Here is a 13,199-nt window from a genome sequence, read left to right as displayed (position 1 = left end):
ATGTCAGAGCTGACCCTGACGGTCATGCGGCTGGGTTTCCTGGCCGTTCTGTGGCTGTTCGTCATCGTGGCCGTCCAGGTCATCCGTAGCGACCTGTTCGGTACGCGGGTGACCCAGCGCGGTTCCCGCCGCCAGGAGGCGCGCCCCCAGCAGGGCGGTCGCCAGCAGGCCGCGCCGCCGCAGCAGCGCGGCCAGCAGCAGCCTTCGGGCGGCGGCCGGTCGCGCCGCGGCGCCCCCACCAAGCTGGTCGTCTCCGAGGGCACCCTCACCGGTACCACCGTGGCGCTCCAGGGCCAGACGATCACGCTGGGCCGGGCGCACGACTCGACGATCGTGCTCGACGACGACTACGCGTCGAGCCGGCACGCCCGGATCTACCCCGACCGGGACGGCCAGTGGATCGTCGAGGACCTCGGGTCCACGAACGGCACCTACCTGGACCGGACCCGCCTCACCACCGCAACGCCGATTCCGCTGGGGGCGCCGATCCGCATCGGCAAGACCGTCATCGAGCTGCGGAAGTAGTACGACAATGAGCGAGCTGACCGGAGCGACCGGAGGGCGGGCAGTGTGGGTCGAGACCGGCTGTACCCCGATGCAGCGGCGACAGGGCAGGTGGGCATGAGTCTCTCCCTGCGATTCGCCGCGGGCTCGCACAAGGGCATGATCCGCGAGGGCAACGAGGACTCGGGCTACGCCGGTCCCCGGCTGCTCGCGATCGCCGACGGCATGGGCGGCCAGGCCGCCGGCGAGGTCGCCTCCTCCGAGGTGATCTCCACGCTCGTCACGCTCGACGACGACATCCCCGGCTCCGACATCCTCACCTCGCTCGGTACGGCGGTGCAGCGCGCCAACGACCAGCTCCGGATGATGGTCGAGGAGGACCCGCAGCTGGAGGGCATGGGCACCACGCTCACCGCCCTGCTGTGGACCGGGCAGCGGCTCGGCCTCGTGCACGTCGGCGACTCGCGCGCGTACCTGCTGCGCGACGGCATCCTCACCCAGATCACCCAGGACCACACCTGGGTCCAGCGGCTCGTCGACGAGGGCCGGATCACCGAGGAGGAGGCCACCACCCACCCGCAGCGCTCGCTCCTCATGCGCGCGCTCGGCAGCGGCGACCACGTCGAGCCCGACCTCTCCATCCGGGAGGTCCGCGCCGGCGACCGGTACCTGATCTGCTCCGACGGCCTGTCCGGCGTGGTCTCGCACCAGACCCTCGAGGACACCCTCGCCAGCTACCAGGGCCCGCAGGAGACCGTGCAGGAGCTGATCCAGCTCGCGCTGCGCGGCGGCGGCCCCGACAACATCACGGTGATCGTCGCCGACGTCCTCGACGTCGACGGCGGCGACACCCTCGCCGGCCACCTCAGCGACACCCCGGTCGTCGTCGGCGCGGTCGCCGAGAACCAGGCGCAGCTGAACGACGGCGGCGCCATGCAGACCCCGGCCGGCCGCGCCTCCGGGCTCGGCCGCCCCTCGCACCACCAGCCGCCCGCGGGCGGCTTCGGCCCGCCCGGCAGCGGCGACGACCACGGCTACGGCGCCGTGCCGCCGCACGGCGCCTTCGACGCGTACACCGACGACGACTTCGTGAAGCCGCGGAAGAAGCGGCGGTGGATCGGGCGCACCCTGATCCTCGTCCTCGCGCTCGGCGTCCTCGCCGGCGGCGCGTACGGCGGCTGGCGCTGGACCCAGACCCAGTACTACGTGGGCTCCAAGGACGAGCACGTGGCGCTGTACCGGGGCATCAGCCAGGACCTCGCGTGGGTGAAGCTCTCGGAGGTCGAGAAGGACCACCCCGAGATCGAACTCAAGTACCTCCCCGCCTACCAGCGGAAGCAGGTCGAGGACACCATCGCGGGCGGCAGCCTCGCCAAGGCCCAGACGAAGATCTCCGAGCTGGCGGTCCAGGCCTCGGCCTGCAAGAAGACCGAGGAGCGCCGCGTGGCCAAGGAGAAGGCCGACAAGGAGAAGGCCGCCGCCGAAGCGGCCGAGAAGCCGGCCGACGGTGCCGAGCCCAAGCCCGATTCCAAGCCCACCACAGCCGCTCCGACCCCGGGTCCCACCCTCACCGCGGAGGAGCAGAAGCTGGCCTCGAACTGCGGCAAGCAGTAAGCACCCGTAGGGGGCCTTTCACCACCATGAGCGTTGTCACCAACACGACCACCATCGGCGCGATCGAAGCGCCGAGCCGCCGCAACACCGAGCTGGCGCTGCTCGGCTTCGCCGTCGCCATCCCGGTGTTCGCGTACCTCAACGTGGGCCTCGCGCTGGACGGCGAGGTCCCGTCCGGCATGCTCGGGTACGGACTCGGCCTGGCCCTGCTCGCGACCGTCGCCCACCTCGTGGTGCGCAAGTGGGCCCCGTACGCCGACCCGCTGCTGCTCCCGCTGGCGACCCTGCTCAACGGCATGGGCCTGGTGCTGATCTGGCGGCTGGACCAGTCGCCGCGGCTGATCGCCCAGTCGATGAACCGGTACGGCTCCTTCAGCCCCGACGCGCCCAGCCAGATGATGTACTCGGCGATCGGCATCGCCATGTTCGTCGGCGTGCTGCTGCTGCTCAAGGACCACCGGGTCCTCCAGCGCTACACGTACATCTCCATGGCCGCCGCCCTCGTCCTCCTGCTGCTGCCGCTCGTGCCGGGGCTCGGCACCGACAGCTTCGGCGCCAAGATCTGGATCCGCATCGGCGGCTTCTCGATCCAGCCCGGTGAGTTCGCCAAGATCGTCCTCGCCGTGTTCTTCTCCGGCTACCTGATGGTGAAGCGGGACGCGCTGGCGCTGGCCAGCCGCCGCTTCATGGGGCTCTACCTGCCGCGCGGCCGTGACCTCGGTCCGATCCTCACGATCTGGGGAGTCAGCCTCCTCATCCTGGTCTTCGAGAACGATCTCGGCACCTCGCTGCTGTTCTTCGGCATGTTCGTGATCATGCTGTACGTGGCGACCGAGCGGACCAGCTGGATCGTCATGGGTCTGCTGATGGCCGTCGCCGGCGCGGTGGCCGTCGGTTCCACGGCCGGCCACGTGAAGTCGCGTGTGGCGGCCTGGCTCGACCCCTTCGGCTGCCTGGAGACCGCCACCGACCAGAACATGCTGAACGCCTGCGACCAGATGACGCAGGTGCTCATGTCGTTCGGTTCCGGCGGCATCCTCGGCACCGGCCTCGGCCAGGGCAACTCGGACCTGATCCAGTTCGCCGCCAACTCCGACTTCATCTTCGCCACTGTCGGCGAGGAGCTCGGCCTGACCGGCGTCATGGTCTTCCTGCTGCTGTACGGCCTGATCATCGAGCGCGGCATCCGTACCGCCCTCGCCGCCCGGGACCCGTTCGGCAAGCTGCTCGCGATGGGCCTGTCCGGCGCCTTCGCGCTGCAGATCTTCGTCGTCGCCGGCGGTGTGATGGGCCTCATCCCGCTCACCGGCATGACGATGCCGTTCCTCGCGTACGGCGGTTCGTCCGTGATCGCCAACTGGGCCCTGATCGGCATCCTGATCCGGATCAGCGACACCGCGCGCCGTCCGGCGCCCTCCCCCGCCCCGAATCCCGACGCCGAGATGACCCAGGTGGTCCGTCCGTGAACAAGCCGCTGCGCCGGGTCGCGATCTTCTGCGGCCTGCTCGTCCTCGCCCTGCTCGTGCGCGACAACTGGCTCCAGTTCGTCCGCGCCGACGAGCTGAACGCGCACCCGAAGAACACGCGCGTCCGCATCGAGCGGTACGCCAACGAGCGCGGCAACATCATCGTCGACGGCAAGCCGATCACCGGCTCCGTCGACTCCGGGGGCAATTACTACAAGTACAAGCGGACCTATGTGAACGGCCCCATGTGGGCGCCGGTCACCGGCTACGCCTCGCAGGTGTACGACGCCAACTTCATCGAGAAGATCGAGGACGGCATCCTCACCGGCAACGACGACCGGCTCTTCTTCGACCGCACCCTCGCCATGTTCACCGGCGAGAAGAAGAAGGGCGGCGACGTCGTCACCACCCTCAACGGCGCCGCCCAGAAGGCCGCCTTCGAGGGCCTCGGCGGCAACACCGGCGCCGTCGTCGCCATCGAGCCGTCGACCGGCAAGATCCTGGCGCTGGCGTCCACGCCCTCGTACGACCCGTCGACCATCGCGGGCAGCAACGACGAGAAGGCCTGGGTCAAGCTCACCGAGGACAAGTCGAAGCCGATGCAGAACCGCGCGCTGCGCGAGATCTACCCGCCCGGCTCCGTCTTCAAGGTGGTGACGGCCGCCGCCGCGCTGGAGGCCGGCAAGGTCACGGACATCGACGCGGCGACGGACACCCCCGAGGGCTGGAAGATCCCGCTCTCCACGATCCCGATGAAGAACCACTCGGGCGGCTGTGCCAACGCCAGCCTCAACGAGGCGCTGCGGATCTCCTGCAACTCGGTCTTCGCCAAGCTCGGTGACGACGTCGGCGTCGAGAAGATGAACGAGATGGCGGAGAAGTTCGGCTTCAACGCCGAGCAGTTCACGCCGGTCCGTTCCTCCGCCTCGGTCTACGACAAGAAGGCCGACCGCGGCGGCAACGCGCTCTCCTCCATCGGCCAGTTCAACACCGCGACCACCCCGCTCCAGATGGCGATGGTCACGGCGGCGATCGCCAACGACGGCAAGCTGATGAAGCCGTACATGATCGACCAGCTGCGCGCGCCGAACCTGGACGTGATCAAGCAGAACGAGCCGGAGGAGATGAGCCAGCCGGTCTCCCCGGAGAACGCGCAGAAGCTCCAGGCCATGATGGAGAACGTCGTCTCCAACGGCACCGGCGGCAAGGCCGACCTGAACATGGACGGCGTGAAGGTCGGCGGCAAGACCGGTACCGCGCAGCACGGCGAGAAGAACGCCAAGCGTCCCTACGCGTGGTTCATCTCGTACGCCAAGACCGACCAGGGCTCGCCCGTCGCCGTCGCCGTGATCGTCGAGGACGCCGAGGGTGTCGGCCGTGAGGACATCAGCGGTGGCGGTCTCGCCGCGCCGATCGCGAAGGCGGTCATGAAGGCCGTTCTGAAGAGCCGCGGCTGATCTTGCAAAGGGCCGGTGCCCGCCAGGTACCGGTCAGGTATCAGCTGCCCCACGCGGGCGGTACGGCTCCCCGGGGCCGGTAGCGTATGCGCGGACAGCACACACCGCCGGACCACCCATGGGTGCGGTCGGGACAGACGGAGAGGGCTGGATTAGCTATGGAAGAGCCGCGTCGCCTCGGCGGCCGGTACGAGCTGGGCTCGGTGCTCGGCCGCGGTGGCATGGCCGAGGTGTACCTCGCCCAGGACACCCGGCTCGGCCGCACCGTCGCCGTGAAGACGCTGCGGGCCGACCTCGCCCGTGACCCGTCCTTCCAGGCCCGGTTCCGCCGTGAGGCACAGTCCGCCGCCTCCCTGAACCACCCGGCGATCGTCGCCGTCTACGACACCGGCGAGGACTACGTCGACGGGGTCTCCATCCCGTACATCGTGATGGAGTACGTGGACGGGTCGACGCTGCGCGAGCTGCTGCACTCCGGCCGCAAGCTGCTGCCCGAGCGCACCCTGGAGATGACCGTCGGCATCCTCCAGGCGCTGGAGTACTCGCACCGCGCCGGCATCGTGCACCGCGACATCAAGCCCGCGAACGTGATGCTGACCCGCACCGGCCAGGTCAAGGTCATGGACTTCGGCATCGCGCGCGCCATGGGCGACGCGGGCATGACCATGACGCAGACCGCCGCGGTCATCGGCACCGCCCAGTACCTCTCCCCCGAGCAGGCCAAGGGCGAGCAGGTCGACGCCCGCTCCGACCTGTACTCCACCGGCTGCCTGCTGTACGAACTGCTCACCGTCCGGCCGCCGTTCATCGGCGACTCCCCGGTGGCCGTCGCCTACCAGCACGTCCGGGAGGAGCCGCAGCCGCCGAGCAACTTCGACGCCGAGATCACGCCCGAGATGGACGCCATCGTCCTCAAGGCGCTGGTCAAGGACCCCGACTACCGCTACCAGTCCGCCGACGAGATGCGCGCGGACATCGAGGCGTGCCTCGACGGGCAGCCGGTCGCGGCCGCCGCCGCGATGGGCATGGCGGGCGCCCCGGCGTACAACGGCTACGGCTACCCGCCGGAGGACCAGCAGACGACGGCGCTGCGCCAGGCCGACCCGGTCGGCCAGACCTCGATGATGCCGCCGGTCCCGCCGGACGGCGGGGGCTACGGCGGGTACGACGGCTACGACGACCGTCCGGACCGCCGCCGCGGCAACCAGAAGAAGTCGAACGCCTCGACGATCCTGCTGGTGCTCTGCGGTGTCCTGGTGCTCGTCGGTGCGATCTTCATCGCCCAGTACCTCATGAACACCAACGACACCCCGCAGCAGACCACGGTGCCGCAGCTCGTCGGCCAGACCATGGACGAGGCGAAGCGGGCCGAGGCCAACGCGCAGGTGAAGGTGGTGGAGGCGGGCAGCGAGCGCTGCGAGCAGCCCACCGGCGCGATCTGCCGCCAGAACCCGGTCGCCGACGGCGTCTCCAAGATGGAGGTCGACGGCACCATCCAGGTGTGGGTCTCCGAGGGCGCTCCGCTCGTGGAGGTCCCGGACGTCCAGGAGCAGTCGCTCCAGCGGGCGAAGGAGACCCTGGAGGGCAAGGGCTTCAAGGTCAAGGTCGAGGAGGAGGAGTCCGACGAGGACCCGGGCACCGTCCTGCGGCAGAACCCGCAGAACGGCACCAAGGCCGAGAAGAACTCCGAGGTGACCCTCACCATCGCCAAGCAGAAGCTGACGAACCTGCCGCTGGTGACGGACCGCGACATCAGCCTGGCGCTCCAGCAGCTGAACGGCCTCGGCTTCGCCAACGTGAAGCAGGAGGAGGTCGACAGCGACAAGCCCAAGGGCACGGTCCTGGAGCAGAACCCGCCGGGCAACACCAACCAGCCGGTGAGCGTGGAGATCACCCTGAAGGTCTCCAAGGGCCCCGCGGTGCCGCAGATCACGATCCCGGCCGACATCATCGGCAAGACGCTCAAGGAGGTCCGGGACAACCTCCAGGGCCAGGGCGTCACGGTCGTCGTGGCCGGTGTCGACAAGGACGACGCCCGGGTCTTCCAGTCGAACCCGCCTGCCGGGTCGACGGTCAAGCCGGGCGACACGGTCACCTTGCTCACCGCGGAGGCGAACGGCGGCAACGGCGGCCAGCAGCCCGGTGGTGGCGACAACAACGGCGACGGCAACATCGGCGGCTGGTTCGACTAGCCGGCCCCCGCGCGAAGGGGAGAGCCCCGGAGTCCTGTCGAGGACTCCGGGGCTCTCCCCTTTCCGCCGGCCGCGTCCGTCAGCGGAGCTCGGCCGGCGGCGTGCGGTTCGCGTCGACCTTCTCGGTGCGGGCCAGTTCGCCCCAGACGATGTAGCGGTAGTCCGAGGTGTACATGGGGGTGCAGGTGGTGAGGGTGATGTACCGGCCGGGCTTCTTCTTCCCGGACTCCTCGGGGACCGGCTGGAGGACGTCCACGTTGTACTTCGTGGTCTCCGGGAGGGTCTTGTAGACCTTGTAGACGTACCAGGTGTCCTTGGACTCGAAGACGATCGGATCGCCGTTCTTCAACTTGTGGATGTTGTGGAACTTGGCGCCGTGGCCGTCGCGGTGGGCGGCGAGCGTGAAGTTGCCCTTCGCGTCCTGCGGGAGGGCCGACTTGACCGGCTCGGTGTAGTAGCCGGCGACCCCGTTGTTGAGGACGGAGCTCTCGGTGCCCCGCTTCACGAGGATCTCGTCGTCGCCGAAGGCGGGGACGTGGAGGAAGCCGAGCCCGCCCTTGGTGTCGAGAGCGCCGGGGCCCTGGTCGGCCCACTCGCCGCGGACCTGCGCGCCCTCCTTGTCGGCCGCGCGGTCGGCGAGGACGTTCGTCCACCACAGCGAGTAGACGACGAAGAGCCCGAGCACGAGGCCGGCTGTGATGAGGAGTTCGCCGAAGACGCTGATGAGCCCGGCGATCCGGTTGCGCGCGCGTGACACTGGGTCGGCCCTCGTCCCTTCTGGAGGTGTGGGGTCTCAGCCTACGAGCGCCGTCGGCTTTCCCTTGCTGCGCGGGCGTTCCTCGACCAGCTTTCCCCAGACGATCATCCGGTAGGTGCTGGTGAACTCGGGGGTGCAGGTGGTCAGCGTGATGTACCGGCCGGGCTCGGTGAAGCCGGAGCCCTTGGGGATCGGGTCGATGACGGCGATGTTCGAGGGCGCGGTCTGCGGCAGGATGCTCGCCATCTCGTAGGTGTAGTAGGCGTCCTGGGTCTCGACCACGATGGGGTCGCCGGGCTTGAGGCGGTTGATGTAGCGGAACGGTTCGCCGTGGGTGTTGCGGTGGCCGGCGACCGCGAAGTTGCCCTCCTTGTCGGAGGGCATGGCGGTCTTGAGCCTCCCCTCGGCGTAGTGGCCGACCATGCCCTTGTCGAGGACCTTGGTCTTGTCGATGCCCTCGGCGACGGGGACGACGACGTCCAGCTTGGGGATGTACATGATGGCGAAGCCCTCGCCGGGGGCGAAGACGTCCGGCTTGGTCTCGCCCTTGGCCCAGGTGTCCTCGATCTTCTCCTTGGCCTGGTTGGTCTCCTGGCCGGCGAGGACGTTGGTCCACCACAGCTGGTAGGCGACGAAGAGGAGCATGACGACGCCGAGGGTGATGAACAGCTCGCCGACGACGACGCCGAGGCTGTCCTTGGCCGCCTTGGCCTCCCTGGCGGCGCGCCGGGCCTCGACCCGCGAGAGGGGCCGCTCGGCACCGCCGGGGCCCGGTCCGCCGCCGCTTCCGGGGGCCGGGGCGGCGGCCCGGCGGCCCTTGCCGCGGCCCTGCTTGGCGGCGGCCCGGCGCCGCTCGGCCCGCCCGGGCCCGGGAAGGGGCTCCACGGGCCTCGGAGCCTCCTCGGCGACCTCCGGCAGCTCCTGGGTCTCCCCGGCCCGGTACGGCTCGCGTACGGGCTCGTACGCGGTCTCCCGGGGCACCTCCGGGGCCGCCGCCGGGTTCCCCGGGGCCGCCGGGCGCGCCGGGGCCGGCGGCGCCCCGTAGGCCGCTGGCGGGGCCTCGTACGCCGTCGTCGGGGTCTCGTACGCCGTGGGGGCTTCGTAGGCCGTCGTCGGGGCCTCGTACGTCGGGGCCGTCGTCCCGTACCCGGGGGGCGCCGTCTCGTACCCGTACGCGGCCCGGTCGCCGTAGCCGTTCTCATACCCGGTCCCGAGCCCGCCCCCGTGCGTCGGCTCGGGCCGGTACGGGTGCGGGTCCGGCCGGCCGTGGTCGTACGGGTCCCGCTCGTACGGCCCGGGCGCGGGCTCCTGGGGTATCGGCTCGGTGCCGGGCGGCTCGGAGGCCCGGAACCACGGCGAGCCCGTGGTCACGCGACGGCCTTGCCCACCACCGGCGCGAGCCCCGCCGACCGGCCGACCGCTCCCTCGTCCCCGCACCGCTCCAGCCAGTTGGCGAGCATCAGGTGGCCGTGCTCGGTGAGCACCGACTCGGGGTGGAACTGGACGCCCTCGACGGGCAGTTCGCGGTGACGGAGGCCCATGATGATGCCGTCCTCGGTCCGCGCGGTGACCTCCAGCTCGGCGGGCAGGGCGGCCGGCTCGGCGGCGAGCGAGTGGTAGCGGGTGGCCGTGAACGGCGAGGGGAGGCCCGCGAAGACGCCCTTGCCGTCGTGGACGACCGGCGAGGTCTTGCCGTGCAGCAGCTCGGGGGCGCGGTCGACGACGCCGCCGTAGGCCACCGCCATCGACTGCATGCCGAGGCAGACGCCGAAGACCGGCACCCCGGTGGCGGCGCAGTGCCGCACCATGTCGACGCAGACCCCGGCCTCCTCGGGGGAGCCCGGGCCGGGCGACAGCAGCACGCCGTCGAAGCCGTCCTGGGCGTGGCTCAGCTCCACCTCGTCGTTGCGGAGCACCTCGCACTCGGCGCCGAGCTGGTACAGGTACTGCACGAGGTTGAAGACGAAGCTGTCGTAGTTGTCGACGACGAGAATTCGCGCGCTCACTGGCCGTCCACCGTCACATCGTTGAACGGAAGCAGGGGCTCCGCCCAGGGGAACACGTACTGGAAGAGGACGTAGACGACCGCCAGGACCAGCACGACCGAGATCAGCGCCTTCACCCAGGCGTTGCCCGGCAGATGCCGCCAGATCCATCCGTACATGACGTCCGCCGCCCCTTCCGTTCGTTACGGGCACCAGAGTACGGGGCGAGGGCGCCGTCGGGGGGACGCTGTCCGAAGCCTGTGGACGACCCGTCCCCGGAGGTTCTACGCGGCGGGCCTCGCGTGGTGGAGGTCGACGGCGCCGGTGTAGCCGGGGAGGGTGACGTCCTTGTGGTCGTCGACCTTCCAGCCGAGCCCGTAGGCCTTCACGTAGAGCTGGTAGTTCTGGAGCGCCGGGGAGTCGGCGAGGGCCTTCTCCAGCTTTCCCCGGTCACCGACGGCGGTGATCCTGTAGGGCGGCGAGTAGACGCGGCCCTGGAGGATGAGGGTGTTGCCGACGCAGCGGACCGCGCTGGTGGAGATGAGCCGCTGGTCCATGACGCGGATGCCCTCGGCGCCGCCCGCCCACAGGGCGTTGACGACGGCCTGGAGGTCCTGCTGGTGGATGACGAGGTCGTTGGCCTGCGGTTCGGGGTAGCCGGGGGCGGCCTGGGCGCCGGGCGGGGCGTCGTTCAGGGTGACGGTGAGGCCGGGGCCGGAGATCCCGGTGGTGCCGGCGGCGGTCTCCAGGGCCTTCAGGCGCCGGTCCTCGGCGGCCGTGGAGCCGTCGTCGCGGGCGGCGAGGGCGTCGACCTCGCCGCGCAGGGCGGCGGTGGTCTCGTCGAGGCCGGCGTTCTTGTGGCTGCGTTCCTCGATGAGGTCGGAGAGCCTCAGCAGGGAGGCGTCCGTGCGGATGTTGGTGCCCTTGGCGGTGTTGAAGCTGGTGACGAAGATCAGGCCGGCGAGGGCGAAGACGGCGAGGGTGAGCAGCCGGACGGGGCGCCAGCGAGTGGTGCGGCCCGGTCCGGCGGGGGGTTCGCCCGGAGTGTCGGCGGAATTGCTCAACGTACCCTGATCCCCTTCTGCGCCGCGGAACCACTACGCTAACGGACGCCCGGGGGGCGCAGTCGACCTGCTACGTCACATCCCGGCGACAGCCACAGTTCCCTGCGCGGTCACGCAGCGCATCGACAGGAGAGTCCCTCGTGCCGAAGTCACGGATCCGCAAGAAGGCCGACTACACGCCTCCGCCGACGAAGCAGGCCGCCAACATCAAGCTGACGAACCGCAGCTGGGTCGCCCCGGTGATGCTGGCCCTGTTCGCCATCGGCCTGGTGTGGATCGTGGTCTTCTACGTCACCGACGGTTCTCTTCCGGTCGAGTCGATCCGGAACTGGAACATCGTGGTCGGCTTCGGCTTCATCGCGGCCGGGTTCGGCGTCTCCACCCAGTGGAAGTGAGCCCCTTAGCGGCGTGTAGCGGGTCCGCCTGTCCGCCGTCAAGCTCACCCCAGAGTTTATCCACAGCATTGTGCACAGCACTGGATAACTTACGAAGATCTGTGGATAACTCACACCGGGTTGACGCCGGTATGACCGCGAACACTTTTCCACAGCAGTGCGGAGCCCCCTACCTCCTGGGAGAATCCCCAGGTCAGAGGTAGGGGGCTCAATCGTTCCTCACGCACTGGGGAGAACTCGCCACACACTGTGGATAACTCTGGGGAAAGCTCGGCTCCCAGCTCTTCCACAGCCCTGTGTGCTCAGCTGAGCGCCGCCGTTCGGGCCAGGACGATCCCCACCTCGATCAGCAGCAGCAATCCACAGGCGCCGTACTGCACGAGGTTCCGGCGGGCCCTGGGCGCGTACACGAACACGAACGTCACCAGGGCGCCCGCCAGGAGACCGCCGATGTGTCCCTCCCAGGAGATCCCCGGACGGGTGAACGTCATCACCAGGGAGAGGGCCACGAAGAGGGCCACCGGCCCCATGTCGTGGCGCAGCCGCCGGTCCAGCACCGCCCACGCGCCGATCAGGCCGAAGACGATCCCCGAGGCGCCCAGCGAGGGCTGGTTCGGGGCGGCGACGACATAGGCGAGGACCGAGCCGGACAGGCCGGAGAGCAGGCACAGCAGGGCGTACCGGGACCGGCCCAGCTCGGGCTCGACGACCCCGCCGATCATCCACAGGCCGAGCAGGTTGAGGAGGATGTGCCACGGCTCCTGGTGCAGGACCGTGGCGGTGAGCAGCCGGTACCACTCCCCGAACGCGACCCCGATGTTCTCGCCGAGCAGCGGCTCGAAGGCGCGGCCGACCAGTTCGAGCTCGGCGACGATCCGGTCCCCGCCGACCAGGACGAGGACGTAGACGAGCAGGTTGATCCCGATGAGGACCTTGGTGACCAGCCGGTCGTCGCTCCTGACCCGGCCGCCGGCGAGCGTCCTCGGCCGGTTGGCGCCGGCCGCGTGGCCGGTGCCCGAACCGCCGCGGACGCAGTCGGGGCACTGGAAGCCGACCGAGGCGGAGATCATGCACTCCGGACAGACGGGCTTCTCGCAGCGGGTGCAGCGGATGCCCGTCTCGGTTCCGGGGTGGCGGTAGCAGGGCTGGAGTCCGGACTGCGCGTCCATGGGCGGGGCCCGTCCTTCCGGGTCAGCGCTGCTCGATCACCACGGACTCGACCACGACGTCCGTCAGGGGCCGCTGGGTCTGCGCGTCGGTGGGGACCGCCGCGATGGCGTCCACCACCGCCCGGCTCTTGGGATCCACGACCTCGCCGAAGATGGTGTGCTTGCGGTTCAGCCAGGTCGCGGGGCCGACCGTGATGAAGAACTGGGAACCGTTGGTGCCCGGCCCCGCGTTGGCCATCGCCAGCAGGTACGGCCGGTCGAACCACAGCTCGGGGTGGAACTCGTCGGCGAACTCGTACCCCGGGCCGCCCGTTCCGGTGCCCAGCGGGTCGCCGCCCTGGATCATGAAGTCGCCGATGACCCGGTGGAAGACCGTGCCGTCGTAGAGGGGGTCCCGGGAGACCTGCCCGGTGCCCGGGTGGGTCCACTCGCGCGCGCCGGTGGCGAGCTCGACGAAGTTCCGCACCGTCTTCGGCGCGTGGAACGGCAACAGGCGCACCTCGATGTCGCCCGCGCTGGTCTTGAGGATCGCGTACGGCATGGCCACGGTCCGCCTTCCCTCCCTGATCGTGCGTCACGCCACGGAGCGGAACGCC

Annotated in this window: 13 protein-coding genes; 6 read left to right on the top strand and 7 right to left on the bottom strand. The window is 70.0% G+C overall.

All coding sequences use genetic code 11. From position 1 onward, the window contains the following. The 5 genes from AB0E83_RS00765 (at position 1) to pknB (ending at position 7,233) form a co-directional block, all read left to right on the top strand. Entirely contained in the window at positions 1-525 is a 525-nt protein-coding gene (locus tag AB0E83_RS00765; protein WP_362103998.1) for an FHA domain-containing protein, read from the top strand. Positions 526-621: 96 nt separating this feature from the next. Further along, positions 622-2,118: a Stp1/IreP family PP2C-type Ser/Thr phosphatase gene (locus AB0E83_RS00760; protein WP_362103996.1), complete on the top strand. Its 1,497-nt coding sequence runs from the start codon at positions 622-624 to the stop codon at positions 2,116-2,118. Positions 2,119-2,144: 26 nt separating this feature from the next. Then, entirely contained in the window at positions 2,145-3,584 is a 1,440-nt protein-coding gene (locus AB0E83_RS00755) for an FtsW/RodA/SpoVE family cell cycle protein (RefSeq protein WP_362103994.1), read from the top strand. Beyond that, entirely contained in the window at positions 3,581-5,041 is a 1,461-nt protein-coding gene (locus AB0E83_RS00750; protein ID WP_362103992.1) for a penicillin-binding transpeptidase domain-containing protein, read from the top strand. Before AB0E83_RS00755 ends, AB0E83_RS00750 begins: the two co-directional genes overlap by 4 nt. A gap of 158 nt (positions 5,042-5,199) precedes the next feature. After that, positions 5,200-7,233, top strand: a complete 2,034-nt coding sequence (gene pknB / locus AB0E83_RS00745; RefSeq protein WP_362103991.1) for a Stk1 family PASTA domain-containing Ser/Thr kinase — start codon at positions 5,200-5,202, stop codon at positions 7,231-7,233. Between the two features lie 79 nt (positions 7,234-7,312). On the opposite strand, the gene AB0E83_RS00740 is transcribed toward pknB, so the two are convergent. The 5 genes from AB0E83_RS00740 to AB0E83_RS00720 form a co-directional block, all read right to left on the bottom strand. Continuing rightward, on the bottom strand, positions 7,313-7,990 hold the full coding sequence (locus tag AB0E83_RS00740) for a class E sortase (RefSeq protein WP_362103989.1): 678 nt from the start codon (positions 7,988-7,990) through the stop codon (positions 7,313-7,315). A 36-nt stretch (positions 7,991-8,026) separates the two neighbouring features. After that, positions 8,027-9,361, bottom strand: a complete 1,335-nt coding sequence (locus AB0E83_RS00735; RefSeq protein WP_362103987.1) for a class E sortase — start codon at positions 9,359-9,361, stop codon at positions 8,027-8,029. Next, a complete protein-coding gene (locus AB0E83_RS00730; protein ID WP_362103985.1) occupies positions 9,358-9,996 on the bottom strand; it encodes an aminodeoxychorismate/anthranilate synthase component II in 639 nt (212 codons plus the stop codon). The genes AB0E83_RS00735 and AB0E83_RS00730 overlap by 4 nt, the downstream gene beginning before the upstream one ends. Further along, the gene (locus AB0E83_RS00725) at positions 9,993-10,154 is read right to left on the bottom strand and encodes a hypothetical protein (RefSeq protein WP_030493741.1); all 162 of its coding nucleotides are present in this window, start codon (positions 10,152-10,154) and stop codon (positions 9,993-9,995) included. The genes AB0E83_RS00730 and AB0E83_RS00725 overlap by 4 nt, the downstream gene beginning before the upstream one ends. A 105-nt stretch (positions 10,155-10,259) precedes the next feature. Beyond that, on the bottom strand, positions 10,260-11,039 hold the full coding sequence (locus AB0E83_RS00720; protein WP_362103983.1) for a DUF881 domain-containing protein: 780 nt from the start codon (positions 11,037-11,039) through the stop codon (positions 10,260-10,262). Positions 11,040-11,179: 140 nt separating this feature from the next. Here AB0E83_RS00720 and crgA point away from each other — a divergent pair, with 140 nt between their 5' ends. Beyond that, on the top strand, positions 11,180-11,434 hold the full coding sequence (crgA, locus tag AB0E83_RS00715) for a cell division protein CrgA (RefSeq protein WP_362103981.1): 255 nt from the start codon (positions 11,180-11,182) through the stop codon (positions 11,432-11,434). Positions 11,435-11,736: 302 nt separating this feature from the next. Here the strand turns inward: crgA and AB0E83_RS00710 are convergent, their stop codons facing one another. Beyond that, the gene (locus AB0E83_RS00710; RefSeq protein WP_362103979.1) at positions 11,737-12,603 is read right to left on the bottom strand and encodes a rhomboid family intramembrane serine protease; all 867 of its coding nucleotides are present in this window, start codon (positions 12,601-12,603) and stop codon (positions 11,737-11,739) included. 22 nt (positions 12,604-12,625) lie between these two features. After that, the gene (locus AB0E83_RS00705) at positions 12,626-13,144 is read right to left on the bottom strand and encodes a peptidylprolyl isomerase (RefSeq protein ID WP_362104266.1); all 519 of its coding nucleotides are present in this window, start codon (positions 13,142-13,144) and stop codon (positions 12,626-12,628) included. Between the last annotated feature and the right edge of the window lie 55 nt (positions 13,145-13,199).

Origin of the sequence: Streptomyces sp. NPDC035033, from assembly GCF_040636735.1 — a bacterium.
GTDB lineage: Bacteria > Actinomycetota > Actinomycetes > Streptomycetales > Streptomycetaceae > Streptomyces.
Note: the sequence above shows the minus strand (reverse complement) of the source record. Positions and strands in the feature narration are given on the sequence as shown.